This is a genomic window from Stenotrophomonas maltophilia group sp. LNF247 (assembly GCF_054083135.1).
In genome coordinates this window covers 85,449-111,771 of sequence record NZ_JBSRQL010000003.1, presented here as the reverse complement: position 1 = coordinate 111,771, position 26,323 = coordinate 85,449, and the positions used below count along the sequence as shown (strand labels likewise).

The window sequence follows — 26,323 nt, the reverse complement described above, 5'->3', positions numbered from 1 at the left end:
CAATCAATACGCGTTGGGGTTGTTGCCCATCTCTTCGGAGGTGGTCTTGCCCTTCAGCACGCGGTACACCCAGGTGGTGTAGGCGAGGATGATCGGCAGGAACACCGCCGTGGCCAGCAGCATGATCCACAGGGTCAGGTGGCTGGACGAGGCATCCCACACGGTCAGGCTGGAGGTGGGCTGGCTCGAGGACGGCAGCAGGAACGGGAAGATGGCGAAGCCGACGGTCAGGATGATGCCGGCGATGGCCGCACCGGAGGCGATGAAGGCCAGGCCACCACGACGGGCCCGCAGCAGAACCGCACTGGCCAGCAGGCCGGCCAGGCCGAGCAGGGGGGCCAGGATCGTGGCCGGCATCGCGCTGTAGTTGCGCATCCAGCCACCGGCGGCGCCGAGTTCGGCGGTCTTCAGCAGCGGATTGGTGGCGCCATCGGTAACCACCTGCGAGGTGATCTGGTAACCCGGCAGGCCGAAGGCCACCCAGGCGCCGCCCACCGCGAACAGCACGAAGGCGATGATCGCCGCGATGCTGCCGAATCGGGCGGCACGCTCGGCCACCGCGCCGTCGGTCTTGATCACCAGCATGGCGGCACCGTGGGCGACCAGCATCGACACGCTCAGCAGGCCGGCCAGCAGCGCGAAGGGCATCAGCAGGCCGAAGAACGAGCCGGTGTAGAAGATGCGCATGCTGTCATCGAAATGGAACGGCACGCCCAGCAGCACGTTGCCCACTGCCACGCCCATGATCAGCGCCGGGATGAAGCCACCGATGAACAGCGCCCAGTCCCAGGTGTTGCGCCAGCGTTCGCTGGGCATCTTGCTGCGGAACTTGAAGCCGACCGGGCGCAGGATCAGGGCGAACAGGATCACGAACATCGCCAGGTAGAAGCCAGAGAAGCTGACCGCGTACAGCGGCGGCCAGGCGGCGAAGATGGCGCCGCCACCCAGGATCAGCCACACCTGGTTGCCTTCCCAGACCGGGCCGATGGTGTTGATCACCCGGCGGCGTTCGGCGTCAGTGCGGGCGACGAAGGGCAGCAGGGTGCCCACGCCCAGGTCGAAACCATCCATCACGGCAAAACCGATCAGCAGGATGCCGAGCAGCAGCCACCAGATCACGCGCAGCGTGGTGTAGTCCAGAAGAATGAAATCCATCTTGGTTCTCCTGCCTCAGGCCTGGCCGGCGACCGGCGCCGAGGCATTGTGGGAAGCATGCGGCTGGGGCGACTGCAGCGATGGCAGCAGCTCGTCCGGACCCTTGCGGATCGCCTTGAGCATCAGCTTGATCTCGACCACGATCAGCGCGGTGTAGATGGCGGTGAAGCCGGCCAGGGTCAGCACGATTTCATGCAGGGCCAGCCCCGATGCCGCATAGAAGGTTGGCAGCACGCCATCGACCGCCCACGGCTGGCGACCATACTCGGCCACGAACCAGCCGCACTCGATCGCGATCCACGGTGCCGGCAGCGTCCACAGGGCCAGCTTGAGGAACCAGCGCTTGTCCTGGAAGTTGTTGCGGCAGGAGTAGTAGAAGGCCAGTGCGAAGAAGGCGATGAGGTAGAAGCCCAGGCCGGCCATCACGCGGAAGGTCCAGAACAGTGGCATCACGCGCGGCACCGTGTCCATCGCCGCCTGCGAGATCTCCTGCGGGGTGGCGTTGAGGATGTCATCGCGATAGCGCTTGAGCAGCAGGCCGTGGCCCAGGTCCTGCCAGTGGCGGTCGAACATCTCGCGTGCTTCGACGTCGTTCTTGTTCGCACGCAGGCGTTCCAGCGCGCCGTAGGCCAGCTGGCCGCCACGCACGCGGTGTTCGGCGCGCTCGACCAGTTCCAGGATGCCTGGAATCGGCTGGTTCAACGAACGGGTGGCGATCAGGCCCATCAGGTAGGGGATCTTCACCGCGTAGTCGTTCTGGTGGGTGTCCTGGTTCGGGATGCCGAAGGCGGTGAAGTCGGCCGGCGCACGCTCGGTCTCCCACATCGCTTCGATCGCGGCCAGCTTCATCTTCTGGTGTTCGCTGGCGGCGTAGCCACTTTCGTCACCCAGCACCACCACCGACAGCGAGGACAGCAGGCCGAACGCCGCGGCCACCGCGAATGAACGACGGGCCAGGTCCTTGTGCTTGTTGCGCAGCAGGAACAGGGCACTGATCGCCATCACGAACACCGCACCGGTCACGTAGCCGGCGCTGACGGTGTGCACGAACTTGGCCTGCGCCACCGGGTTGAACACCACCGCCATGAAGTCGACCACTTCCATGCGCATGGTTTCCGGGTTGAACACCGCACCGGTCGGGTTCTGCATCCAGCCGTTGGCGACCAGGATCCAGATCGCCGACAGGTTGGTGCCCAGCGCCATCAGCCAGGTCACCATCAGGTGCTTGACCCTGCTCAGGCGGTTCCAGCCGAAGAAGAACAGGCCGACGAAGGTGGCTTCCAGGAAGAAGGCCATCAGGCCTTCGATGGCCAGCGGCGCACCGAAGATGTCACCCACGTAGTGGCTGTAGTAGGACCAGTTCATGCCGAACTGGAATTCCATGACGATGCCGGTGGCGACGCCCATGGCGAAGTTGATGCCGAACAGGACGCCCCAGAACAGCGTCATCCTGCGCCAGATCTCCTTGCCGGTCATCACGTACACGCTCTCCATGATGGCCACCATGAAGGACAGGCCGAGGGTGAGCGGTACGAATAGGAAGTGGTACATCGCGGTCAGCGCGAATTGCAGCCGCGACAGTTCTACGACTGTCTGATCAATCATGGCCTGGCTACCTCGTTGGATAGTGCCGTTGCAGGTGGCGGGAAGGGTGGTCTACGACGTGAATGATGTGACCGACTACTTCAAACAGCCTTGATCCAGATCAATGTATGAACAGGTGCCCCGGTTGATCGTATGCCAACCTGATGAAGACTGCGACCGCCGGCCGCAGGGGCGGGCTATTGCCTGCGCCTACAATGCCGTGTCTCCCCCGTTGCCCGTGAAGACCTCTTGAGCGCTGCCGAAACGACCCCTGACGGCCTGTCCCCGGAAGCTGAAACCGCCCGCCAGCGGCGTGTGCGCACGGCCTGGCTGGCCGACCTGGCACGCTCCGCCCGGGCCCGCCAGCGCCTGGCCGCGCTGTGCATCAGCCTGTCCGGCGCGCTGTTGATAGGCCAGGCTGCCGCCATCGCCTGGCTGGTGCAGCAGGTGCTGGTGGAGCGCGTGCCGCTGGCCTCGGGACTGCCAGCGCTGGGTGGGCTGGCGGTGATCCTGGTGCTGCGCACGCTGCTGGGCAGCGCCACCCAGGCGGCTGCCGGTGACGTGGCCGACGCCGCACGCCTGGCATTGCGCGAACGCGTGTTCGCACGCCTGCTGGGCCACGGCCCACTGTGGCTGCGCCAGCGCCGCACCGGCGAACTGGGCGAACTGATGCTGCATCACGGTGATGCGATCGAGAGCTATTACAGCGGCTTCCTGCCGGTGCGCACTGAAGTGGTGGTGGTGCCGCTGCTGATCCTGGCCGCTGTCGCCTGGGTCGACTGGGTGGTGGCGCTGATCCTGCTGTTCACTGCGCCGCTGGTGCCATTTTTCATGATGCTGGTGGGCTGGGGCGCCGAAGCGGCCGGCCGCGCGCAGCTGGGTGAGCTGGCACGCATGAGCGGCCATTTCGCCGACCGCATCAAGGGCCTGGGCCTGCTACGCCTGTATGGCCGCGGCGAAGCTGAGCTGGAGGGGATCGAGGCGGCTGCCGAAGGCGTGCGCGTGCGCACCCTGAAGGTTCTGCGCATCGCCTTCCTCTCGTCCACGGTGCTGGAGTTCTTCGCCTCGGTGAGCGTGGCGATGGTGGCGCTGTACCTGGGCCTGAGCTATCTTGGCATGATGTCGCTGCATGCAGCGGTGCCGACGCTGGGTGCGGGGCTGTTCTGCCTGCTGCTGGCACCGGAATTCTATGCGCCGCTGCGACGGCTGGCCGCGCATTACCATGATCGCGCCAATGCACTGGCCGCCGCCGCCGAAGTGGAGCGCCTGCTGCAGTCGCTGCCCGATGAGCAGGGCCTGATCGAGAACGAGGTTGCACCGCTGGCGGTGGAGCCGGCCGAGGCCGCCTTGCCGCCGCTGCAGGCACAAGGGCTGGTGCTGCGCCCGCTGGGCGCGCCGCAGGATGTGCTGCAGGATCTGGACCTGCGGCTGGAGCCGGGCCAGCGCCTGGCCCTGGTTGGTCCCAGCGGCTCCGGTAAAAGCACCCTGCTGGAAGCGCTGGCCGGCTGGCTGCCGCCGCGCGCCGGCAAGCTGCAGCTGCGTCCCGGTGTGCAGGTGGCCTATGCCAGCCAGCGCCCCTACCTGTTCCACGGCAGCATTGCCGACAACCTGCGCCTGGCCGATCCGGGTGCCAGCGATGCGCGTCTTCGTGCGGTGGCCGAGGCCGCGCAGGTGCTGCAGTTCGCACAGCGCCTGCCACTGGGCCTGGACACGGTGATCGGCGAACGTGGCTTCGGCCTGTCCGGCGGCGAAGCCCGTCGTATCGGCCTGGCCCGGTTGTTGCTGCGCGATCCGCAGGTGCTGCTGCTGGACGAACCCACCGCGTTCCTCGATGCCGATACCGAAGCGGCGCTTTTGCGCAGCCTGGCCGCCTATGCACGTGGCCGCAGCGTGGTGGTCGCCACCCACAGCCCGGCGGTGATCGCCTGGGCCGACCGTTGCCTGCTGTTGCCGGAAGGCCGCCTGGTCGAGCCGGCACAGGCGGTGCGCGCATGAGCCGTTCGCCTGATTCGCTGCGCGCGGTGTTCCTGCGCCATCGGCCGCGCCTGCTGCTCACCGTGCTGCTGCTGTGGACCACCATGCTGGCCGGCACCGCATTGCTAGGTCTGTCCGGTGGCTTCCTCACCGCCGCCGCGTTGGCTGGCGCGGCCGGCCTCGGCCAAGGCTTCAACTTCTTTTCACCGTCCGCTGGCATACGCGGGCTGACGATGGCGCGCATCGTGTCGCGCTATTTCGAGAAGCTGGTCGGCCACGACGCCACGCTGCGCATCGCCCGCGACCTGCGCGTGTGGTTCTTCCGCCGCGCGTTGCCGCTGGCACCCGCACGGTTGGGGGCTACGCGCACCGGCGACCTTCTGGCGCGCCTGCTCGGCGATATCGGTGAAGTGGACGGCCTGCTGGTGCGTGCGATCGGGCCGCTGGTGGCGTTGGGCGGATTGTCGCTGGTCGCGATCGTTTCGGCGGCACTGATCCTGCCGTCGGCTGCGGTGCTGATGGCGGTGCTGGCGCTGCTGATCGCCTTCGGCGTGCCGTGGCTGGGCGTGCGTGGCCATGACGACGAGGAGGCCGACCGTGCCGCGCATCGTGCCGCATTGCGTACCGCTGCATTCGAAGGGCTGGAAGGTGCGGGTGACCTGGCCGCGCTGCACGCCGATGCGGCCTGGCAGCTCAAGGTACGCGTAGCTGCCAAGCAGCTGGCCTCGCGTGATCGCCGCCGCCGCTGGCGCCTGATCGCGGCCTCGACGCTGCACGGTCTGGTCGCCGGGCTGGGGCTGGTGGCGATGCTGGCATTGGCCCTGCATGCGGCCGAACAGCAGCGCATCGCGCCGGAGATGGCCGCGGGCCTGGTGTTCCTGACCGTGGCGTTGATCGAGCTGTGGGCCGGCATGGGCCTGGCCTGGCAGTCGCTGCAGTCCGGGCGCATTGCCGCCGAGCGGTTGCAGGCCATCGTCGAGCAACCGCCGACGGTGGACGATCCGCAGGCGCCGCAGCCGGTACCGCAGGCCGCGCGCGTACAGTGGGATGACGTGCATTTCCAGTGGCCCGGTGCGGCGCGGCCGGTGCTGTCCGGCCTGCATCTGACCCTGGCGCCGGGCGAGCGCATCGCGATTCGCGGCGACAGCGGCAGCGGCAAGACCACGCTGTCCAGCCTGCTGCTGCGGCTGTGGGATCCGCAGCAGGGACGGCTGACCTACGGTGGCCGCGATCTGCGTGATTTCGCCCAGGCTGACTGGCACCGGCAACTGGCGTGGCTGCCGCAGAACGCGCCGGTGTTTGCCGGCAGCGTGGCCGAGAACCTGCGCCTTGGTGATCCCGATGCCAGCGACGCCGCGTTGTGGGCGGTGCTGCGCCGCGTGCGTCTGGGCGAATGGGCCGAGCGCAACGGCGGCCTGCAGGCCTGGGTGGGCGAGAACGGCGCGACGATGTCAGCCGGCCAGGCGCGGCGGTTGGCACTGGCGCGCGCGCTGCTGCGCAATGCGCCGATCCTGCTGCTGGACGAACCGACCGAAGGCCTCGACGTGGATACCGCACGCGCGTTGTTGCAGGACCTTTCCGGGTTGCTGGACGGGCGCAGCCTGCTGATGATCACCCACGATGATCTGCCTCAAGGCGTGGTCGATACGCAGTACAGATTGCGCGACGGGGTGTTGGAGCGCGAAGCGTGAAAACACCCCGGTAGTGCCGGCCGCTGGCCGGCAACCACGCATCCGCGTCGAACATCATGACGTTGCCGGCCAGCGGCCGGCACTACCCATTCGAACGGTTACCGCGAGAACTCGCGCAGCATCACCGCGATCGAGGCCACGTTGGCCAGCACGCACAACCAGAACACCCACTGGAACGCGGCCTTGCGGTGCTTGTGGCGGAACATCGCCTGGCCCAGCAGTGCGCCGGGCCAACCACCTGCAAAGGCCAGCAGCTGCAGGGTGCGCTCGGGAATACGCCACTGCTTTCGCTGCGCCGCGCGCTTGTCATGGCCATAGAGGCCGAACGACACCGCACTGGCCAGCAGGCACCAGCCGCCCAGCCACAGCGGCAGCACGCCGCTGATCATCAGCGCGATCAACGCGCCGAACGCGGCCAGTGCGAGGTTACGCCGCCACGCCACTTACAATGCGTCGAGGAAGCCGCGCACGGCGGGGCCGAAACGATCGAAGTCGACCAGGAAGGCGTCGTGACCCTGCGGTGACTCCAATCCGATGAAATGGGCGTCAGCGCCTCCGGCACGCAGGCCATCGGCGACCTGTTGCTGCTGCTGCACCGGGAACAGGATGTCGGTGTTGGCGCCGATGGCCAGCGCCTTCTCCACCCGGATCTTCGCCAGCCCGGCCAGCACATCGCCATCGGCGTACTCGGCCAGGTCGAACCAGTCCATCGAGCGGCTCAGGTACAGATAGCAGTTGGGATCGAAGAATCGCACGAAGCGCCGTGCGTGGCCTTCCAGGTAACTTTCCACCTGGAATTCGAGGCCGAACGGATCGTCGTCGGTCTGGTCCGAATCCAGCCGCACGCGGCCAAAGCGGCCATCCCATTCCAGTGCCGAACGGTAGGTGATCACGCCCAGCTTGCGCGCCATGCGCATGCCGGACTCGGGATACGCGTCGTCGTCGTAGTGGCCGCCATTCCAGCGCGGGTCAAGGCGGATTGCCTCGCGCTGCAGCGAGCGGATCGCGATGGAGAACGGCAGCGCCTGCGCGCTGCCGGAAATGTTGACGTGGCTGCGCGCAATGCCCGGGTGCAGCATCAGCACGGCCAACGCGGTCATGCCGCCCATCGAGTTGCCGACCACGCAGGCCAGCTGCTCGATGCCCAGCGCACGCACGACTTCGATGGCGGCGCGCGCGCCGTCTTCGATCGACAGCTCGGGGAAGTCGAGACGATACGGCTGGCCGGTGGCCGGGTTGAGCGAGGCAGGACCGGTCGAGCCCTTGCAGCTGCCCAGCGAATTCACGCACACCACGAACCAGCGGTTGGTATCGATGGGTTTGTCGGGGCCAACCATCGCTTCCCACCAGCCCGGTGCCGGGTTGGCCTCGTTGGCCGCTGCATGCGCGTCTGGGGACAGGCCGGTCACGATCAGGATCGCATTGCTGGCGTCAGTCGCCAGCGTTCCCCAGGTCTCGTAGGCCGCGCGCGCGCCGTGCAGGGCGCCACCGCGCTTGAACGAGAAGGGCGAAGGCAGGGCGTGGAAGCGGGTGCCGGGCGGGATGAATTCGGTCATGCAGCCATTCTAGCGGGGCCGCATGTGCAGCTGGCGACACGCTGGATTCCAGCAGCGGGTGGACGCGGACCGGACCGTCGTATCCACGCATGGCGTGGATCTGCTGTAGAGCCGAGCCGATGCTCGGCTGGCGGGCGCCGGCAAGCCAATCGCAGCCGAGCGTGGGCTCGGCTCTACAAGTCAGGGAAACCGCAGTTCCACCACGCCTTCATGCGGCAGGCTTACCTTCACCGGAACGCTCTGCAGGTCGTCCTCGCTGCGGTTGGCGCTGCCGGTGCGTGAGATGCGTGCCAGCACTTCCACTTCGCGATGGGCCGACAGCGGTGCGGTTGGCATCGGACTGTCACCGTCGCCCAGCCCGACCGTGTCCGGGAATCCGCTCAGCGGCAGCTTGCGTGCGGCCACCGGCATCGGCGGGCCGCCGACGGCACGGGCCAGCACGAATACCTGGGTGCTGGCCGGCCACTCGGTGCGCTTCAACGCAGGCAGCTGCACACGCACCTGCAACAGCGCCGGTGCAGCGACTGCCGTCGCGTCCGGTGCCTGGCCTGCGGCCTCGCGGGCAATCGCGATCTGCGCCTGCAGCGCCTGCGCGGCACCCGGTTCCAGTCGCGGCAGCAGGCCGCTCCACACATCCGCGGCCTCGGCATTCTTTCCGCGTTGGCGCAGGGCGATGCCCAGCAGCCAGCTGGCGCGCTCGGCGTCAGGGGCCTGTGTACGTGCCTGCTGCAACCAGGCCATCGCGGTGTCATCGAACTGCTTGCCGGCATCAGCCTGCGCGCGCGCCTGCGCGGCTTCCACCAGCACACCAGGATCATCCGGTGCCAATTCGGCGGCCTTCGCGAAGGCGTCTGCCGCAGCTGAGGCATTGCCCAGTTCTGCCTGCGAACGCCCGAGCAATGCCCAGCCATCGGCACGCTGAGGGTCGCGCTTCAGTGCATCCTGCAGGGCCTGCACGCCATCGCGCAGGGTGGCTACCGACGGCGTCGGCTGTACCTGTGCTGCACGCGGATCACCGACCAGCAGGTACAGGCAGGCACCGGCCACGCCCAGTGCGAACACGCCGACCACGAAACCGCGACGACCGTGGTGGCGCAACGGCCACAGCACCAGTGCTGCCATCAGCGCAGCAACCAGGCCGGCCAGCACCGGCAGCCAATGGTTCACCATTCGTCTCCTTCATCGGCCTTGCCGGCCGGCGCCGCGCCGACGGTGCATCCACGTCGGCGGACGATGCCCAGCACCACCAGTGCACCGGCGCCGAGCACCAGCAGGGGGCCACCCCACAGCAGCCAGGTGCCCGGCTGCAACGGTGGTTGATAGAGCACGAACTCACCGTAGCGGGCGACCAGGAACTGCTTGATCTGCGCGTCGTCGTGGCCCTGCTGCATCAGCTGCAGCACCTCGCGGCGCAGGTCCTGGGCGATCTGCGCGTTCGAATCGGCCAGCGACTGGTTCTGGCACTGCACGCAGCGCAGCTGCGCGGCCAGGTCATGGAAGCGGCGTTCCTCGGCATCATCGCGGAACTGCAGCGGCTGCGGATCGTGCAGCGGCTGCTGGGCCAGCGCGGCCAGCGGCAGCATCAGGAGCAGCAGCGCCAGCAGCCAGCGCATCGGCTCAGGGCGCCGTATGCAGGGTGTTGCCGGCACTGCCCTGGGCCTTCTCGATCTTCTCCAGTGCCGGGATCAGCTTCTCGTCGACCACGCGCTGGGTCATCGCTCCGCTGTACTTCCAGCGCACGATGCCACTGCCATCAACCAGGAAGGTTTCTGGCGCAGCGGTCACGCCCCAGTCGATCGCGGTGCGGCCCTCAACATCGCTGAGCACCACCATGAACGGGTTGCCCAGCTGCTCCAGCCAGTGCAGCGCGTCCTTCGGATCATCCTTCCAGTTGTAGCCGATCACGCGCACACGCTTGCTTTCCGCGAAGCGGGTCAGCACCGGGTGTTCCTCGCGGCAGGCCGCGCACCAGCTGCCCCATACGTTCAGCAGGTAGGGCGCACCGCGCAGGTCGTCGCTGTGCACGATCATCTCCGGATCGTGCAGCACCGGGAGCGCGAACGCGGGTGCCGGCTTGTCGATCAGCGCAGACGGCAGCACGTCGCGCTGCGGGTCACCCGATTTCATCACCCCGTAGATCATCAGCCCGAGCAGGCCGAAGAAGAACAGCACGCCGATCACGATGGCTACCGGCGGCAGCGGGCGGGAGGAGCGCGGGGCAGGGGACTCGGACATGGAAACTCCTACGGACGACGGAAACGGCGGTCGGCGGCGGCGATGAATCCGCCCAGGGCCATCAACAGCGCGCCCAGCCAGATCCAGCGCACGAACGGCTTGATGTGCACCCGTACCGCCCATGCATTGTTGCCCAGCGGCTCGCCCAATGCCACGTAGACATCGCCGTCGAAGCGTGCATCGATGCCGGCCTCGGTCATCACCTGGCCGCCGCTGGCGTACTGGCGCTTCTCCGGGTGCAGCAGGGCCCGTTCGCGGCCGTCGCGGAACACCCGCAGGTGACCGCGGTCGGCGATGAAATTGGGGCCTTCGCGATGGTCCACGCCCTCGAAGCGCACTTCGTAGCGACCGACCACCAGATGCTGGCCCGGTGCCAGCGCCACTTCACGCTGCACGTTCAGCGCTTCGACCAGCAGCGCGCCAGCCAGGAACACGGCGATGCCGGCGTGGGCGACGATCATGCCGAGCATCTCGGCGGTGAAGCGGCCATTGCCGCGCAGGCGCTGCCAGACGAAGCGTGCGGTGCCGAGTGCGACCCAGGCCGCAGCGGCGACGCCGATGCCGGCCTTCCAGCCGTTCTGCGGCGCCTGCCACCAGGCCAGCGCGCCCAGCAGCACGGCCAGCCCCAGCCATGGCGCCAGCAGCGCGAATGCACGCGAAGTTTGGTCGCGCTGCCACTTCACCAGCGGGCCGAACGGCAGCAGCAGGATCATCGGCGCCATCAGCAGCAGGAACAGACTGCCGAAGTAGGGCGGGCCGACCGAGATCTTGCCCAGCGACAGCGCATCGGCCAGCAGCGGGTACAGCGTGCCCAGCAGGACCATCGCGCAGGCGGTGGCCAGCAGCAGGTTGTTGGCCAGCAGCAGGGTCTCGCGCGAGGCGGCGGTGAAGCCACTGCGCGGATCGTCGGCGTCCACGCTCAGCTGGCTGGCACGCAGCGCGTACAGCAGCAGGCTGCCGCCGACCAGCACCGACAGGAACACCAGGATGAACAGGCCACGCGACGGATCGGCGGCGAACGAATGCACGCTGGTCAGCACACCGGAGCGCACCAGGAAGGTGCCCAGCAGCGACAGCGCGAAGGCCGCGATCGCCAGCAGCAGGGTCCAACTGCCGAACGTGCCGCGCTTTTCAGTGACGGCCTGCGAATGGATCAGTGCCGCACCGACCAGCCATGGCATGAAGCTGGCGTTCTCCACTGGGTCCCAGAACCACCAGCCGCCCCAGCCCAGCTCGTAGTAGGCCCACCAGCTGCCCAGCGCTATGCCAAGAGTCAGGAAGCCCCAGGCGACGTTGGTCCAGGGCCGCGTCCAGCGCAGCCAGCGGGCGTCGACGCGGCCTTCCAGAAGCGCGGCCACCGCGAACGCGAACGGCACCGCGAAACCCACGTAACCGATGTACAGCATCGGCGGATGGATGATCAGCCCCGGGTCCTGCAGCAGCGGGTTGAGGTCGCGGCCTTCCAGCGGTGCCGGGTTCAGGCGCAGGAACGGATTGGAGGTGAAGATCAGGAAGGCGAGAAAGCCGACGCTGACAATGCCCATCACCGCCAGTACGCGCGCCTGCACCGGTGCTGGCAGGTGCCGCGAGAACAGCGCCACCGCGCCGGTCCACAATGCCAGCACCAGCGCCCACATCAGCAGCGAGCCCTCATGCGCACCCCACACCGCCGAATAGCGGTAGATCATCGGCAGCAGCGAATTGGAGTTCTCGGCCACGTAGCGCACCGAGAAATCCTGCTGCACGAACGCGGCGGTAAGCACCGCGAACGCGCCGGCCAACAGCAGCAGCTGCGCGAAGGCGGCAGGCCGCGCCACTGCCATCCATGCCGCGTTGTTGCGATGCGCACCGACCAGCGGCAGGCCGGCCTGCAGCAGCGAGGCCAGCAACGCACACAACAGCAGGATCTGACCCAGTTCGGGCAGCACTCAGCGCACCTCGGGGGCCGTCACCGGCACGTCGTGCCTGCGATGGGCATCGCCCATCTTGTCGGCCACTTCCTTCGGCACGTACTTCTCATCGTGCTTGGCCAGCACTTCGTCGGCGACGAAGACACCGTCCTGCAGGCGGCCACTGGCGACCACCGCGGTGCCTTCGGCGAACATGTCCGGCAGGATCCGCGAGGTGGTCACCGCCAGCTGTGCATCGCCGTCGGTCACGTCGAAGCGCGCCTCCAGCGAGCCGACCGGGCGGTTGAAGGAGCCCTTCACCACCATGCCGCCCAAGCGGAAGCGCGACTGCGCATCGACATCGCCGCGCAGCACTTCCGAAGGGGTGTACAGGTAGGCGATGTTGCGCTCCAGTGCCATCGCCACCAGCGCGGTGGCCAGGCCGGAGGCGAGCAGTGCCAGCAGTACCCAGGCCAGGCGGCGGCGTTGTACCGGCGTCATCGTTCCAGCTCCGTCGACAGTGGCGTCGCTGCGTCCTGCCTGCCCGCCCGGGTCTGCTGGCGTTGCTGGCGGGCCAGTGCCAGCCGGCGTGCCACGCGCAGTCGCAGCCACGAACCGATGGCATCGGCGCCGAGCACCAGTACGAACACGGCGTAGGCGCCGATCACATAGGGAAGGTGGGTCATGGCTGGGCCTCCGGGACAGGGCGTTCGGCACCGACACGTCCACCGACCCAGGCCTTGCCGGCCTCGCGGTCGAGATTGTCAGAGCGCGCCTTGGCCAGCACCGAACCGGCAAACCAGAACTTGGTGCCGATCACCATCCACCACAGCGGCGCGATCATCGCGCTGCTGATCGCCGATTCACCGAACACGTTGATGGACTGGCGCTGGTGCAGGCCGCCCCACCAGTCCACCGAATAGCGGATCACTGGCAGCAGGCTGACACCGACGATGGCCAGCAGGCCGGCCGCGCGTGCGGCGCTGCGGCGGTCCTCGATGGCGTGGTACAGGCCGATCACGCCCAGGTACAGGAACAGCAGCACCAGTTCGCTGGTCATGCGCGGGTCCCAGTCCCACCAGGTGCCCCAGGTGCCCTTGCCCCAGATGCTGCCGGTCAGCAGGGTGATGAGGGTGAAGCCGGCGCCCATCGGCGCGCAGGCCATGGCCAGGATCTCGCAGACCTTGATCCGCCAGATCAGCGCGATGGCCGCGTACAGCGCCATCAGTGCGAACACGAACAGGCTCATCCAGGCACTGGGCACGTGGATGTAGAGGATGCGGAAACTGTCCAGCTGCTTGGCTTCCGGCGGAACCACCAGCAGCGCCTGCCACATGCCGACCAGCAGCACCGGCACTGCGGCGAGGTAGAACACCCGCGACCAGCGGGCGGCGAAACGGTCGAACGTGGGAGGCGAACCGAGTTGGTGGAACCAGCGGACAATCGGATTCATGCGTGGCGGCTATCCAGCAGGGGTGGATTGGCTCTCAGCTCGGTCAACTCAGAGAAATACGTATTGCAGCAGCAGTGGCCAGCGGAGCCAGCACCAGCGCGACCAGCAGGCCGGCGCCCAGCATCAGCAGCGCACCGACCGGATCCTGCCCGCGCCCGGCTGCCGCCAGGCTGCCTGCGCCGAACACCAGCACCGGCACGTACAGCGGCAACGACAGCAACGCCACGAGAATACCAGAGCGCCGGATGCCGACGGTCAGTGCAGCGACCACGCCACCGATCAGGCTCAGCAACGGCGTTCCCAGCAGCAACGATGCCAGCAACATCGGCAGCTGGTCATGCGGCAGATGCAGCATTTCGGCCAGCAGCGGGCTGACCACGATCAACGGCAGGGCGGTGGTGGCCCAGTGCAGCAGCACGCGTACCAGCACCAGCCAGGCCAGCGGCACCGGCGCCAGCAGCCATTGTTCCAACGAGCCGTCTTCGGCATCGGAACGGAACAGCGAATCCAGCGACAGCTGTCCCGCCAGCAGCACGGCCAGCCACAGCACCGCGCCGGCGGTGGCGGCCAGCAGCTGTGGCTCACGACCCTGGGCCAGCGCGAACAGCACCACCACCAGCACCGCGAACAGCAGCGGTTGCAGCGCGTCGCCGCGGCGGCGCCAGAGCAGGCGCAGGTCGCGCTTGAGCAGGGCGCCTGCGGTCTGCCACAGGCCCGGTTCGGTACCCGGCGCGATCATGCGGCACCGCCGAGGTCGAGCTGGCGGGTACGCACCGGCGGTGCGGCATAGGCGCCGTGGGTGGTGACCAGCGCAGCGCCACCGGCGCGCAGGTGCGCCGAAATCATCCGGTTGACCAGGGTGATGCCCTCCAGGTCGAGGTTGGCGTAGGGTTCGTCGAGCAGCCACAGCGGCGCCGGCGACAGCCAGATGCGCGCCAGTGCCAGCCGCCGCTTCTGTCCGGCCGACAGGTGCCGTACCAGGGTGTCCTCGTAACCGGCCAGGCCGACGATGGCCAGTGCGTTGCCGGGCATCTGCCGCGCGCGGCGCCCATGCAGGCCACACAGAAAGTGCAGGTTCTCCAGTGTACCGAGGTCCGGCTTCAGGGCAGGTAGATGGCTGAGGTAGGCGACATAGCGCGCACGCTCGGCATTGCTGGCGGGCCTGCCGTCGATCCGCACCTGGCCGGCGCCGGGCCGGGCCAGGCCGGCCAGCACGCGCAGCAGGGTGGTCTTGCCGGCGCCGTTGCCACCCTGCACCAGCAGGGCTTCACCCGCGTCCACATGGAAGTCCAGCGGGCCGAACACCGGCTCGTCATTGCGGGAGAAGCTCAGGCCGCTGGCGGCCAGCAATGCAGGGGTGTCCAAGGGGCAGGGGTCTTCATGCCGGAGTGCGGTCGCAATTGTAGCGGTGAATTCACAGGGTAGTGCCGGCCGCTGGCCGGCAATTTCGCCATCTGCCAGCCGAGGTTGCCGGCCGGCGGCCGGCACTACCGACGCGCGGATTGCGTAAACTCGCAGGTCTGTTCCCCCACAGCCCAGGCCGATGCAACCCACCACCAAGCTGCCCAAGGTCGGTACCACGATCTTCACCGTGATGTCCCAGCTCGCCGCCGAACACGGCGCGGTCAACCTGGGCCAGGGTTTCCCGGACTTTTCCGCGCCGCAGCGCCTGATCGACGAGACCGCCAGGGCGATGGCCGCCGGGCTGAACCAGTACCCGCCGATGACCGGCGTGGCGCCGCTGCGCCAGGCCATCGCGCAGAAGTCGCTGGACCTGTACGGCGCCACCATCGACCCGGACGCCGAAATCACCGTCACCAGCGGCGCCACCGAGGCCATCTTCAATGCCATCCACGCCGTGGTGCGTGCCGGCGAGGAAGTCATCGTGCTCGACCCGGCCTATGATTGCTACGAGCCGGCGATCGAGATGGCCGGGGCCACCGCCGTGCACGTGCCGCTGGACCCGCAGACGTTCGCTGTCGATTGGGATCGCGTGCGTGCAGCGATCACCCCGCGCACCCGCATGTTGATCGTCAACACCCCGCACAATCCGTCCGGCGCGATGCTGTCGGCGCAGGACATGCAGGCGCTGGCCGAGCTGCTGCGTGGCACGCAGATCTACCTGATTTCCGATGAAGTGTATGAGCACATCATCTACGACGGCCGTCGCCATGAGTCGGCGCTGCGCTACCCGGAGCTGCGCGAGCGCGCGTTCGTGATCTCCAGCTTCGGCAAGACCTACCACTGCACTGGCTGGAAGATCGGCTACGCCGTGGCGCCGCCGTTGCTGACCGCTGAATTCCGCAAGGTGCACCAGTACAACACGTTCACCAGCTTCGGCCCGGCCCAGTACGGCTTCGCCGCGATGATCCGCGACGAACCCGAACACCACCTGGAACTGGGCGCCTTCTACCAGGCCAAGCGCGACCGTTTCCGCGAGCAGCTGGCCGGCACCCGCCTGAAGGCGCTGCCGGTGCCGGGCGGCTACTTCCAGCTGGTCGACTACTCGGCCATCAGCGATCTGCCGGACCATGAGTTCGTGAAGTGGCTGACCATCGAGAAGGGCGTCACTGCCATTCCGCTGTCGCCGTTCTACGAGACTCCGCCGGCCGGCCAGCGCCTGGTGCGGCTGTGCTTTGCCAAGAACGAAGCGACCATGGACGCGGCGATCGAACGCCTGCGGCTGCTGTGATGTCAGTGGGGCCTGGTTCGGATCGGAAGAGATTCTTCGAGCTGCTTGGGTCGGAGCTCTTTCCGCGTCTGCTGCAGGAGGGATTCGTTCGCAAAGGACTGACCTTCCGCAGGATTCGCACTCCGCTGATTCATGTAGTCGAATGCCAAACCGGTTCCAACGGGCAGTGTTGCTACTTGGAGATGGGGGCGCATCTGGATTTTTTGCCTCAGCATGGTGGCGGCGAGTATTCGCCGGCAACGATTGACGAATCCGGCTGTGTTTTCAGAGAGCGGCTTGCCGGGGACGGTGCAGGTACAGGCGGTGGCTGGGTCTATGGGGCTTCCGAACAGGAGAGTGTCACCTCAGTGAAAGCGCTTTGTTCCGCATGGGAGAGCGCCGGTAGCCACTTTTTCGCAGCTCACCAGGCTTTCCCGGACGACTATCAGGTCATGTTGGACAGGGCAGATCTTGAGCGAGCTCGGGCCATTGAGCTGCTCACCCTCGCGCGTGTAGCGGCCAATCTGCGGCGTAAGGAGCAGGCTTTGGCACTGGCTCACCTGGGGTTGGAGCGGGCAGCTCCGGCTGCAAGCTCGCTGAGGGCGCAGTTGCGCCGATTCATTGAATGCGAAGGGTGATGTCGAATCCCTTGATCGCGTCATTGTCACTTACTGCTTCTTCAACATCAGTGAATCCATGTCAATGAATGACCTGCGCATTTCCCTCGTCCAGGGCGACACCCGCTGGCACGATCCGGCCGGCAACCGCGCCTACTACGGCGCGCTGCTCGCACCGCTGGCTGGCACCACCGACCTGGTGATCCTGCCGGAGACCTTCACCAGTGGTTTCTCCAACGAGGCCATCGCCCAGGCCGAAGGCATGGACGGCCCGACCGTGGCCTGGGTGCGCGAACAGGCGAAGGCGCTGGACGCGGCGGTGATCGGCAGCGTGCAGCTGCGCGACGGCGAGGGCGTGTACAACCGCCTGCTGTTCGCCACCCCCGATGGCAACCTGCAGTACTACGACAAGCGCCACCTGTTCCGTTACGGCGGCGAGCACGAGCGCTATGCCGCTGGCCGTGAGCGCCTGAGCGTGGAATGGAAGGGCTGGCGGGTCAATCCGCAGGTCTGCTACGACCTGCGCTTCCCGGTGTTCTGCCGCAACCGCTACAACGTCGAACGCCCGCAGCAGCTGGATTTCGACCTGCAGATCTTCGTGGCCAACTGGCCGTCGGCGCGCGCCTATGCGTGGAAGACCCTGCTGCGTGCGCGCGCGATCGAGAACCTGTGCTTCGTGGCGGCGGTAAACCGCGTCGGCGTGGACGGCAACCAGCTGCACTACGCCGGCGACAGCGCGGTGATCGACTTCCTCGGCCAGCCGCAGGTGGAGATCCGCGAACGCGAACAGGTGGTGACCACCACCATTTCGGCCGAAGCACTGGCCGCACATCGTGCGCGCTTCCCGGCGATGCTCGATGCCGATGCCTTTCGCCTGGACGAACAGGCCTGAGCCACGGCCTGAACACCGCCGCACCAGCGCGCGCGCCTGCATCCAATCTGCACGCGCGCGCTGCTAGATTCGCCGGCAGTCCGACCGAACTGGAAGTGCCGCCATGAACAAGCCTCTCGCCCTGCTGCTGGCCCTGTCTGCTGCAACGCTGGCCCCAGCTGCACACGCCGCCGGCAATCTCGATTGCCAGCTGCGCTACAACCTGTCCGGTTGGTCGCTGATCTACAAGACCGCTTCCGGCACCGGCACGGTCAGCTGCAGCAATGGCGCCAGCATGCCGGTGCGTATCGAAGTGAAGGGCGGGGGCCTGACCGTGGGCAAGTCGAAGATCACCAATGGGCGTGGCAGCTTCACCGGTGCGGCCAGCGTCAACGAACTGCTGGGTACCTACGCGTCGGTGGGTGCGCATGCGGGTGCGGTGAAATCCAGCAACGCGCAGGTGATGACCAAGGGCGACATCTCGCTGGCCCTGTCCGGTACCGGCAAGGGCTGGGACCTGGGCGTGGACGGCGCCGCCTTCACCATCAGCCGGCGCTGAGGCGCGTCGGCTGGGCAGTTCCCCAGCTGATGCGGATGTAGTGCTGTTCGGAATCGCTCAACAGCCGTTCGACATCGAAACCATTTTTCAGCAATTGTGCGACCGCGTCTTCGACGAGCTGCTCGCTGGCCATTACCTGGCTGAAGCCGAACACGATGTAGCGACGGCCATTTTCCGAGGCGGCCTGGATGGCGTTGTCGAGGTCGCGGTAGAACAGTTCGATCGGGCGCTTGGCGGCGTCAGCGTTGGCGCGGGCCTGTTCGGCGGTGATGGTGATCATGGGCATCGGTCTTGTGTGGGACAGCGCGCACGATAGCCAGCGAATCAAAGCCGTTCCCGGAAGCCGCGCACAGTGCGCTGTTTTTGCAGCAATTCCTAGGTCGCAGCGGGACGCCGCCGCTGCAGCCAGAAGGCCAGCAGGCCACACACGATGAGCGTCGGGGCCAGCAGCTGCACTGCACCGACCAACGCCATTGCCGCACCGATCAACAGGTAGTAGAGCAGGCCGAACAGTGCGCCTGCGCTGCCAAGACAATGTGGGTAGCCGCGCAGGGCCTGGCCCAGCACATTGGGAATGGCAAGGCCGAAGCCCGTCACCACCGGCACCATCGCCGCGATCACGGCAGGGTGATCATGCAGCAGCGCAGCCAGCAGGCCTCCCGTCAGAACCAGGCCTGCGGCGGTGCGGATGCGCGTGGCCGCGGCAACGCCGGCACGCAACAGGCGGCCATTGCCCCATGCACCCAGTGCCGAGCCCAATGCCAGCAACGCGCCGCTGGCGCCGAACCAGGCGGCGGGCCAGTGCAGGCGCGCAAATACGAAAGGACCGAGCGCGTACCAGCTGTACATCGCTACGTTGAAAGCCATCACCAGCAATGCGTGTGACCAGATCCAGCGATCGCACAGCAGTTGCCGCAGCAGCGGCAGCATGGGCGTGTGCGGGATATGTGCAGGGCGGCTTTCGCGCAGGCCAGCCAGGCATGCGACTGCCAGCACGGCAGCGGTCAGCAGCAGGCCGGACTGTACGCCGACATAGCCATGGACGGCGACCAGCAGCGTGCCCAGTGCAAGGCCGATGGCCGGGCTCAGGGCCAGGGCCATGCCGATCCAGGAGAATGCCTGCGCCAACGCGGGTCCCTGCAGGTGGTCGCGCAGCACGGTCTGGGTGACCACCGAAGCGGCGGCGGCGCCAACCGCGGCCAGCGCTTGGGCCAGCAACACCTGGCCGAAGCTACCAGCGAGCAGGCCGCCCAGTGCAGCCACGGCAAAGACGCCCAAGCCACATAGAAGGGCCGGGCGACGACCGATACGATCGGCCAGGCGCCCCCACAGCAGCACGCCTGCAGCGAAGCCGAACAGATACAGGCTCATGGCCTGGCTGGCGGTACCCGGCGGCAGGGCGAAGCGTTTGGCCAGATCGGCCAGGGCCGGGCTGTACAGGGTCTGTGCCAACTGCGGAAACATCAGCAGTGCAATGGTGAGCAACAACAGGCGGCGCGACATGCGGGCGCTCCAGAAACGGGGCTGCGCATTGTGGTCGCGACTGCAATGACGCACCCTGTCTATCCTGTCATCGAATGTATGAAATCAGACATGGCCTGGTTGCAGCCGCACACGCACTTCGACGCCGATGCCTGGAGCGCTCCGGTGCTGGGGATCGCAGCATCACTGGCGGATCACGACTCGGGTTGGCACCAGCATGCACGCGCGCAACTGCTCTACACCCGGCAGGGCTGCACGCGCCTCACCTACGGTGATCGCATCAGCCTGCTGCCGCCCGCGCGCGCCGCGTGGATTCCCGGTGGGCTACGCCATCGCGCGCAGATGCGCCAGGCGGTCGACTACCGTTCGTTGTACTTCGACGCCACCCTGTCAGCCCAGCTGCCCCGGCAACCAGCGATCATCGGCGTGGGGCCGCTGCTGCAGGCCTTGCTGGAGCCGATTGCGCAGGCGCCGTTCGACCATGACTGGCAGTCGCCGCGCGCGCACCACCAACTGGCGTTGTGCGTGCTGGAAATCGCTGCTGCACCGGTGGCGCCGATGGACCTGCCTTTGCCGCGTGATCCGCGCATTGCACGTTGCCTGCCGTTGGCCGAACAGCTGCCGCCCGAACTGCACGAACTGGCCACGCGTACCGGCCTGAGCGCGCGTACGGTTGGCCGGTTGATGCAACACGATACAGGCATGGGCTATCAGGCCTGGCGCCAGCAATGGCGCCTGATGCGGGCCATGGAGCTGCTGTTGCTCGGTCATCGCGTCGCGCATGTGGCCCAGGACACCGGCTTCTCCGCCGAGAGCCCGTTCATCGCCTTCTTCCGCGGCATGACCGGCACCACGCCCGCCGCGTTCCAGCGCCACGCAAAAGGGGACGGAGGGGATTAAGTCGCTTTCGCCCCTTTGATACAGGCCGTGGCAAAAACGACTTAATCCCCTCCGTCCCCTTTTCAAAGAAAAACCCCGGCCGGAGCCGGGGTTTTTCATTTCAGTCGGGCCGGTGATCAGCCGCCGCGCGGGCCGCTGCGGCGCGGGCCGCCCGGTCCGCGGTTGCCACCGGGGCCGCCCGGACCACGGTTCCCACCCGGGCCGCCAGGGCCGCGATTGCCGCCCGGGCCACGGTTGCCGCCGCCCGGACCACGACCGCCCGGACGCGCACCGTGCGCCGGCTTCGGGCTGCCGTAGGGGTTGAAGCCCGGCGTGGCGTGGTCGGACGGGAAGCTTGGGGCATTGCCCGGATGGCCGTACGGGTGCCTGTTGCCCTGGCCCTGCGAGCGGTTGCCGGCACCGGCCGGACGACCCTGGCCGCCTGCGCCGCCACGGCCTTCGCCGCCGAAACCGCCACGGCCCTGCCCGCCACCGGCGCCTGCACCCGGACCCTTCGGCTTGCCATACGGACGACCCTGGCCGCCTGCACCCGGACCACGGGCACCGGGGCCGCGCGCGCCCGGACCGGCGTTGCGATGGCCGCTCGGGCCGGTGCTTACGCCATCCGGCACGTACCAGGTGCGGAATGCCGCCGGATTGCCTTCCGGCAGCGAGCGATCATTCTTCGGGGCGCGCTGCTTGAACGGCTTCTGCGACTGCTTGGCTGCCGCTTCACCGCTGACCGTCAGGCCGCCCTTGAAGCCGCCACCCTTGCCGCCGCGACCACGGCCGCGGTCTTCGCGGACGTTGTCGAAACGGCGCAGCTCGCGACCTTCGTCAGCGGTGTTGTGGCCATTGACGTAGGCATTGCCGCGGCCACCTTCGCGCACGCGCACGGTGGTCTTGGCGGCGCGGCGCTGGCCGATCACCGGCTGCAGCGTCAGCGCCGACGGTGCGCCTTCTTCCAGCTTCAGCTGCGCACGCAGCGCTTCCACCTGGGCGGTACCCAGTTCCACCGAATGGCCACGGGCCAGTTCGCGCGGCAGGCTAACCTTGCCGTAGCGGGTGCGCTTCAGGCGGCTGACCTGGCAACCCTGCGATTCCCACAGGCGGCGCACTTCGCGGTTGCGGCCTTCCTTCACCACGACGCGGAACCAGTCGTGCGAATCGGTGCCGCCGATGCGTTCGATCTCATCGAACTTGGCCGGACCGTCCTCCAGCGCGACGCCACGGCTGAGGCGGTCGACGATGGCGTCGGAGACCTTTTCCTCGCCTTCCGGCGCACGCACGCGCACCACGTACTCGCGCTCGACCTCGAACGACGGGTGCATCATGGCGTTGGCCAGTTCACCGTCGGTGGTGGCCAGCAGCAGGCCGGTGGTGTTGATGTCCAGGCGGCCGATGGCGATCCAGCGCGCGCCCTTCAGCGGCGGCAGCGATTCGAACACGGTCGGGCGGCCTTCGGGATCTTCGCGGGTGGTCACTTCGCCTTCAGGCTTGTTGTAGACCAGCACGCGCGACGGTTCGGACAGGGCGGTGGCGACGAAGCCGCGACCGTCCAGTTCGATCCTGTCGCCGCTCTTGACCGACATGCCGGTCTGCGCGACTTCACCGTTGACCTTGACCAGGCCCTCGGCAATGCGCTGTTCCAGCGCACGGCGCGAGCCGAGGCCGGCCTGGGCCAGCACCTTGTGCAGGCGCTCTTCCAGCTTGAACTGTTCGGAGGTGGCTTCGCGCTTCAGCGAGAGCTTGTTTCGGGGGGTGTCACTCATCAGTTTTGCTCCGGCCGACGGTTTCGAGGTCGGCCTCTGGTTCGGAATCGGCTTGGTCAACAGCCACGGTCGTCATCGCGACGGCGTTGTCTTCGCGTTCGTTCAGGGGCACCGCGCGCTCGCCCGGCGCGGAATCGGGGTGCCCATCATCGAGGGGCGAAGGTGCTTGCTCATCGGTGGCCGACGCAGGCGCTGCATCGGCGGAATCGGGGGTGTCACTGCCGGCCAGGCCGGCGTCGTCGTTGGCGGCAGCGCCGTCGGCCGAGACGTCCGGGCCGTCGGCGCCGGCAACGGCCGGAGCATCGCGGTCCAGCGCCAGCTGCGGTTCCAGCTCGCCCAGGTCCTTCAGTTCCGACAGCGGCGGCAGTTCGTCCAGCCGCTTCAGCCCGAAGTAGTCCAGGAAGCCCTTGGTGGTGCCGAACAGTGCCGGCTTGCCGGGCACGTCGCGGTGGCCGACCACGCGGATCCATTCGCGTTCTTCCAGTGCCTGGATGATGTTGCTGCTGACCGCCACGCCGCGCACCTGTTCGATCTCGCCGCGGGTGATCGGCTGCCGGTAGGCGATCAGCGCCAGGGTTTCCAGGGTGGCACGGGTGTAGCGGGTCTTGCGTTCGGTCCACAGCCGGCTGATCCAGCCATGCACTTCGCTGGTGACCTGGTAGCGGAAGCCCGAAGCGACCTCGACCAGTTCCACGCCGCGTCCTTCGCAGGCCTCGCGCAGCCGTTCCAGCGCACGTTCGATGCTGCCCGGCGGTGCGGGCTCATCTTCCGGGAACAGGTCCTTCAGCTGGGCCAGGGTGAGCGGCTGGCTGGAGGCCAGCAGGGCACCCTCGACAATGCGGTCGATCAGCGATTGGTCCATCGGCACTCAGCGCTCACTCATTGGCATTGGCGGCGTCGTTGTCGTCAAACTCGCTGCTGAACTGCAGCGGGGCGTTGGTGTTGCCGGCCGCCAGCGACTTGACGTAGATCGGCGCCAGCGGTTCTTCCTGGACGATGTCCAGCAGCTGTTCCTTGGCCAGCTCCAGCACCGCCAGGAACGTGACCAGCACGCCCAGCTTGCCTTCTTCGGCCGTGAACAGCCCTTCGAAGCGATAGAACCTGCCGTCTTCCAGGCGGCCGAGTACCTCGCCCATGCGTTGCCGCACGCTCAGTGCCTCGCGCTTGATGGCGTGGCCGCTGAACAGCTCGGCGCGCTTGAGCACGTCGTGCAAAGCCAGCAGCATTTCCTTCAGGTCCACCGGCGGCGGCAGCTTCACCGTGGCGCGTTCGGGCATGAAGGCATGCGCCACCGTGGTGTCGCGGTCCTGACGGGGCAGGGCGTCGATGTCCTCGGCGGCCTGCTTGAAACGTTCGTACTCCTGCAGCCGGCGCACCAGCTCGGCGCGCGGGTCGGCCTCATCGCCTTCCTCGCTGACCGGGCGCGGCAGCAGCATCCGCGACTTCACCTCGGCCAGGATCGCGGCCATCACCAGGTACTCGGCCGCCAGCTCGAAGCGCAGCTCGCGCATCACGGTGATGTATTCCACGTACTGCCGGGTGATCTCGGCGACGGGGATGTCCAGTACATCGAGGTTCTGGCGGCGGATCAGGTACAACAGCAGGTCCAGCGGGCCTTCGAAGGCATCCAGGATGACTTCCAGCGCGTCCGGCGGGATGTACAGGTCCTGCGGGATCTGCAGGACCGGTTGCCCATGCACCACGGCCAGCGGCATTTCCTGCTGCTGGGGGGCGGGCGGCCGGGTTGGCGGGTTCGCGTCAAGCGCGAGTTCGGAAGTCATCTAATGGACATCAGGATTGCAACGGACCAGTCGCGGCACCGGGTTCGCCGGGCCAACGCCACGGCGCCCCAGGGCACCAGACACGCCGGGATCGGCGCGATTCCACACATATCAAACAGCAGGACGCGCCGCAGGAGACGGCAGCGACAGAACTACGGGGAGGTCGTCTACGTGGCCCGGCCGGATGGTCCGGTTTGAAGCAGCGGGACGGTCGTCGGGGGCTGCGTTGGCCGCAAAACCGACGGGCTGCTGCATCCACCACGTGCAATGGAGTCTAGGGTAAGCCTTTGTCGCGCCAGTGTCCAGCCGGGCCGGGGCAGGGAGCGCATTGGCTAGAATCTGCGCACCCGACAACGCAAGCGAGGAAATGCCGGTGTGGTATGTGATCGAAGGGTATGACGGCCAGGATGTGCTGGCGCAGCGGCTGCAGGCGCGGCCGGAACACCTGGCGCGCCTGCATGCGCTGCGCGACGAGGGGCGCCTGCTGCTGGCCGGGCCGTGCCCGGTGGTGGACAGTGAAGACCCGGGCCCGGCCGGCTTCAGTGGTTCGGTGGTGATTGCACAGTTCGAGTCGCTGCCGCAGGCCCAGGCCTGGGCCGATGCCGACCCGTACGTCGCCGCCGGCGTATACACCCATGTGCAGGTGCGGCCGTTCCGCAAGGTCCTGCCATGAGCGCCGAACGGATCGGGCGGATCCGTGATGCGCTGCAGCAGGCACTCGCGCCGAGCGTGCTGGAAATCGAAGACGACAGCCATCGTCACGCCGGTCATGCCGGTGCACGCGATGGCCGCGGCCATTTCAACGTGCATGTGGTCAGTGAGCGCTTCGCCGGGCTGGGTCCGCTGGCCCGGCACCGCGCGGTCTATGCCGCGCTGGGGTCGATGATGGAGACCGATATCCACGCGTTGTCCATCCGCGCGCAGACCCCGTCAGAACAGGGCTGAGCCCTTGTCCCACGCTGTCCTGGCGGGTCCTTCATGGGCCTCGCCACGGACAGGTTTTCATGTCCATTTCGGGACATTCGCCTAACGGACTGTTTACAAGCCCAGATGGAAACGCTTACATTCCGCGCCAATGCTGGTAGGTCCAAGCCGTGGAGGGCGGCTTCGTGAACAAGGCAGCTATCACAATCAAAGACGTCGCACGCGAAGCCCGGGTCTCCGTGGCCACGGTTTCCCGCGCGCTCAACGGGCATGAAAATGTCGCCGAACCGGTCCGCCAGCTTGTGCTGGAGGTGGCCGCACGGTTGCGTTACACCCCGCACGCCGCCGCCCGCAGCCTGAGCAGCCGCCGCACCAATACGGTGGGCGTGGTGCTGCCTGACCTGTACGGCGAATTCTTCTCCGAGTTGATGCGCGGCATCGACGGCGTGGCCCGCAACCGCCGCCAGCACCTGCTGGTGTCCAGCTACCACGGCGACCAGGAACAGCAGGGCGCGGCCCTGCGTGCCATGCGCGGCCGCGTCGACGGCCTGCTTGTGCTCTCGCCCTACGCCGAGAGCCCGGGCTTCCTGACCGACAACCTGCCGCAGTCGCTGCCGACGGTGTTGATCAATACCTATCTGCCCGGGCAGGACCACCCGGTGCTGAGCATCGATGACCATGCCGGTGCGATGGCGATGACCCGCCATCTGCTCGACGCCGGTCACCGCCGTATCGCTTTCATTTCTGGCCCGGACCTCAACTTCGACGCGCGCGAGCGCCTGCGCGGCTTCCGTGACGCGCTGGCGGCTTTCGGCAGTGACGCCGAAGGCATCGAGCTGCCCGGTGATTTCGACGAAGCTTCCGGCCATCGCGCCGGTCAGGAGTTGCTGGCAGCCGGAGCGCTGCCTGATGCCGTGTTCGCCGCCAACGACATGATGGCGCTGGGATGCCTGTACGCGTTCACGCAGGCCGGTGTCCGTGTCCCGGCCGATGTGGCCCTGGCGGGTTTCGATGATATTCCACTGGCGCGTTTCGTCCACCCGTCGCTGACCACCATGCAGGTCAGCATCGCCGAGCTCGGCGACCGGGCCATGACGCGTCTGATGCAGTTGATGGACGGCACCTCCACGGATGGGGCAGGGGACAAGCAGACCCTGGTTCCCCGCTTGATTGTTCGCGATTCCACCACTCCGCCATCCGGCCGTTGAAGCCAGAGGCGTTCCTTCTTTT

Annotated in this window: 28 protein-coding genes; 10 read left to right on the top strand and 18 right to left on the bottom strand. The window is 67.4% G+C overall.

Annotated elements, in window-relative coordinates; genetic code table 11:
- Positions 1–3: 3 nt before the first annotated feature.
- Positions 4–1,155, bottom strand: a complete 1,152-nt coding sequence (gene cydB, locus ACTXG9_RS04165; protein ID WP_058982786.1) for a cytochrome d ubiquinol oxidase subunit II — start codon at positions 1,153–1,155, stop codon at positions 4–6.
- Between the two features lie 15 nt (positions 1,156–1,170).
- A complete protein-coding gene (locus ACTXG9_RS04160; RefSeq protein ID WP_111102844.1) occupies positions 1,171–2,760 on the bottom strand; it encodes a cytochrome ubiquinol oxidase subunit I in 1,590 nt (529 codons plus the stop codon).
- A 228-nt stretch (positions 2,761–2,988) separates the two neighbouring features.
- Between ACTXG9_RS04160 and cydD the strand changes: the two genes are divergently transcribed.
- Together cydD and cydC are read left to right on the top strand one after the other, a co-directional pair.
- A complete protein-coding gene (gene cydD / locus ACTXG9_RS04155; RefSeq protein ID WP_021204642.1) occupies positions 2,989–4,734 on the top strand; it encodes a thiol reductant ABC exporter subunit CydD in 1,746 nt (581 codons plus the stop codon).
- On the top strand, positions 4,731–6,404 hold the full coding sequence (gene cydC, locus ACTXG9_RS04150; protein ID WP_456115736.1) for a thiol reductant ABC exporter subunit CydC: 1,674 nt from the start codon (positions 4,731–4,733) through the stop codon (positions 6,402–6,404). Before cydD ends, cydC begins: the two co-directional genes overlap by 4 nt.
- A 98-nt stretch (positions 6,405–6,502) precedes the next feature.
- Here cydC and ACTXG9_RS04145 read toward each other — a convergent pair whose 3' ends face one another.
- The 11 genes from ACTXG9_RS04145 to ccmA all read right to left on the bottom strand — a co-directional run bounded on the left by ACTXG9_RS04145 (position 6,503) and on the right by ccmA (position 14,842).
- Positions 6,503–6,847 (bottom strand): DUF1294 domain-containing protein, encoded by a 345-nt coding sequence (locus tag ACTXG9_RS04145; RefSeq protein WP_019660483.1) that lies wholly within the window; start codon positions 6,845–6,847, stop codon positions 6,503–6,505.
- Positions 6,848–7,960 (bottom strand): homoserine O-acetyltransferase MetX, encoded by a 1,113-nt coding sequence (metX, locus tag ACTXG9_RS04140; RefSeq protein ID WP_180832184.1) that lies wholly within the window; start codon positions 7,958–7,960, stop codon positions 6,848–6,850.
- Positions 7,961–8,140: 180 nt separating this feature from the next.
- Positions 8,141–9,130 (bottom strand): tetratricopeptide repeat protein, encoded by a 990-nt coding sequence (locus tag ACTXG9_RS04135; RefSeq protein WP_111097856.1) that lies wholly within the window; start codon positions 9,128–9,130, stop codon positions 8,141–8,143.
- Positions 9,124–9,573 carry a cytochrome c-type biogenesis protein gene (locus ACTXG9_RS04130; RefSeq protein WP_111102850.1) on the bottom strand — a complete coding sequence of 150 codons (450 nt, stop codon included), beginning with the start codon at positions 9,571–9,573 and terminating at the stop codon, positions 9,124–9,126. The genes ACTXG9_RS04135 and ACTXG9_RS04130 overlap by 7 nt, the downstream gene beginning before the upstream one ends.
- 4 nt (positions 9,574–9,577) lie before the next feature.
- Entirely contained in the window at positions 9,578–10,195 is a 618-nt protein-coding gene (locus ACTXG9_RS04125; RefSeq protein WP_021202996.1) for a DsbE family thiol:disulfide interchange protein, read from the bottom strand.
- Positions 10,196–10,203: 8 nt separating this feature from the next.
- Positions 10,204–12,123, bottom strand: coding sequence for a heme lyase CcmF/NrfE family subunit (locus ACTXG9_RS04120; protein WP_021202997.1), 1,920 nt, complete (start codon positions 12,121–12,123; stop codon positions 10,204–10,206).
- A complete protein-coding gene (gene ccmE / locus ACTXG9_RS04115; protein ID WP_021202998.1) occupies positions 12,124–12,585 on the bottom strand; it encodes a cytochrome c maturation protein CcmE in 462 nt (153 codons plus the stop codon).
- Positions 12,582–12,770: a heme exporter protein CcmD gene (gene ccmD / locus ACTXG9_RS04110; RefSeq protein WP_019660476.1), complete on the bottom strand. Its 189-nt coding sequence runs from the start codon at positions 12,768–12,770 to the stop codon at positions 12,582–12,584. Before ccmD ends, ccmE begins: the two co-directional genes overlap by 4 nt.
- Complete coding sequence (gene ccmC / locus ACTXG9_RS04105; RefSeq protein ID WP_019660475.1) at positions 12,767–13,537, bottom strand: heme ABC transporter permease CcmC; 771 nt, start codon at positions 13,535–13,537, stop codon at positions 12,767–12,769. Before ccmC ends, ccmD begins: the two co-directional genes overlap by 4 nt.
- Positions 13,538–13,580: 43 nt before the next feature.
- Positions 13,581–14,276, bottom strand: a complete 696-nt coding sequence (gene ccmB, locus ACTXG9_RS04100) for a heme exporter protein CcmB (RefSeq protein ID WP_006456616.1) — start codon at positions 14,274–14,276, stop codon at positions 13,581–13,583.
- Complete coding sequence (gene ccmA / locus ACTXG9_RS04095) at positions 14,273–14,842, bottom strand: heme ABC exporter ATP-binding protein CcmA (protein ID WP_428992425.1); 570 nt, start codon at positions 14,840–14,842, stop codon at positions 14,273–14,275. The genes ccmB and ccmA overlap by 4 nt, the downstream gene beginning before the upstream one ends.
- Positions 14,843–15,080: 238 nt before the next feature.
- Here ccmA and ACTXG9_RS04090 point away from each other — a divergent pair, with 238 nt between their 5' ends.
- The 4 genes from ACTXG9_RS04090 to ACTXG9_RS04075 all read left to right on the top strand — a co-directional run bounded on the left by ACTXG9_RS04090 (position 15,081) and on the right by ACTXG9_RS04075 (position 18,255).
- On the top strand, positions 15,081–16,229 hold the full coding sequence (locus tag ACTXG9_RS04090) for a pyridoxal phosphate-dependent aminotransferase (protein WP_456115734.1): 1,149 nt from the start codon (positions 15,081–15,083) through the stop codon (positions 16,227–16,229).
- The gene (locus tag ACTXG9_RS04085) at positions 16,229–16,846 is read left to right on the top strand and encodes a DUF4304 domain-containing protein (protein WP_099496124.1); all 618 of its coding nucleotides are present in this window, start codon (positions 16,229–16,231) and stop codon (positions 16,844–16,846) included. The genes ACTXG9_RS04090 and ACTXG9_RS04085 overlap by 1 nt, the downstream gene beginning before the upstream one ends.
- A 64-nt stretch (positions 16,847–16,910) precedes the next feature.
- A complete protein-coding gene (locus tag ACTXG9_RS04080; protein WP_456115735.1) occupies positions 16,911–17,717 on the top strand; it encodes an amidohydrolase in 807 nt (268 codons plus the stop codon).
- Between the two features lie 103 nt (positions 17,718–17,820).
- On the top strand, positions 17,821–18,255 hold the full coding sequence (locus tag ACTXG9_RS04075) for a hypothetical protein (protein WP_288039030.1): 435 nt from the start codon (positions 17,821–17,823) through the stop codon (positions 18,253–18,255).
- Here ACTXG9_RS04075 and ACTXG9_RS04070 read toward each other — a convergent pair.
- Both ACTXG9_RS04070 and ACTXG9_RS04065 read right to left on the bottom strand, forming a co-directional pair.
- The gene (locus ACTXG9_RS04070) at positions 18,242–18,535 is read right to left on the bottom strand and encodes a hypothetical protein (protein WP_111097848.1); all 294 of its coding nucleotides are present in this window, start codon (positions 18,533–18,535) and stop codon (positions 18,242–18,244) included. The two genes, ACTXG9_RS04075 and ACTXG9_RS04070, sit on opposite strands and share 14 nt — an antisense overlap.
- 95 nt (positions 18,536–18,630) lie before the next feature.
- Positions 18,631–19,758 carry an MFS transporter gene (locus ACTXG9_RS04065; RefSeq protein ID WP_111102856.1) on the bottom strand — a complete coding sequence of 376 codons (1,128 nt, stop codon included), beginning with the start codon at positions 19,756–19,758 and terminating at the stop codon, positions 18,631–18,633.
- Between the two features lie 90 nt (positions 19,759–19,848).
- Here ACTXG9_RS04065 and ACTXG9_RS04060 point away from each other — a divergent pair, with 90 nt between their 5' ends.
- On the top strand, positions 19,849–20,637 hold the full coding sequence (locus ACTXG9_RS04060) for an AraC family transcriptional regulator (protein WP_021203002.1): 789 nt from the start codon (positions 19,849–19,851) through the stop codon (positions 20,635–20,637).
- A 116-nt stretch (positions 20,638–20,753) separates the two neighbouring features.
- Here the strand turns inward: ACTXG9_RS04060 and ACTXG9_RS04055 are convergent, their stop codons facing one another.
- Genes ACTXG9_RS04055 through ACTXG9_RS04045 form a run of 3 tightly spaced genes read right to left on the bottom strand, consistent with a single transcriptional unit; the run spans position 20,754 to position 24,169 of the window.
- Positions 20,754–22,388: a pseudouridine synthase gene (locus ACTXG9_RS04055; protein WP_021203003.1), complete on the bottom strand. Its 1,635-nt coding sequence runs from the start codon at positions 22,386–22,388 to the stop codon at positions 20,754–20,756.
- On the bottom strand, positions 22,381–23,250 hold the full coding sequence (gene scpB / locus ACTXG9_RS04050; RefSeq protein WP_019660466.1) for an SMC-Scp complex subunit ScpB: 870 nt from the start codon (positions 23,248–23,250) through the stop codon (positions 22,381–22,383). Before scpB ends, ACTXG9_RS04055 begins: the two co-directional genes overlap by 8 nt.
- 13 nt (positions 23,251–23,263) lie before the next feature.
- The gene (locus ACTXG9_RS04045; protein ID WP_019660465.1) at positions 23,264–24,169 is read right to left on the bottom strand and encodes a segregation and condensation protein A; all 906 of its coding nucleotides are present in this window, start codon (positions 24,167–24,169) and stop codon (positions 23,264–23,266) included.
- Positions 24,170–24,542: 373 nt separating this feature from the next.
- Here ACTXG9_RS04045 and ACTXG9_RS04040 point away from each other — a divergent pair, with 373 nt between their 5' ends.
- From ACTXG9_RS04040 to ACTXG9_RS04030, 3 genes are all read left to right on the top strand, one after another.
- The gene (locus tag ACTXG9_RS04040; RefSeq protein ID WP_026347072.1) at positions 24,543–24,842 is read left to right on the top strand and encodes a YciI family protein; all 300 of its coding nucleotides are present in this window, start codon (positions 24,543–24,545) and stop codon (positions 24,840–24,842) included.
- Positions 24,839–25,114 (top strand): BolA family protein, encoded by a 276-nt coding sequence (locus tag ACTXG9_RS04035; protein WP_111102858.1) that lies wholly within the window; start codon positions 24,839–24,841, stop codon positions 25,112–25,114. Before ACTXG9_RS04040 ends, ACTXG9_RS04035 begins: the two co-directional genes overlap by 4 nt.
- A 149-nt stretch (positions 25,115–25,263) precedes the next feature.
- Complete coding sequence (locus ACTXG9_RS04030; protein ID WP_111102860.1) at positions 25,264–26,301, top strand: LacI family DNA-binding transcriptional regulator; 1,038 nt, start codon at positions 25,264–25,266, stop codon at positions 26,299–26,301.
- The last annotated feature ends 22 nt before the right edge of the window (positions 26,302–26,323 follow it).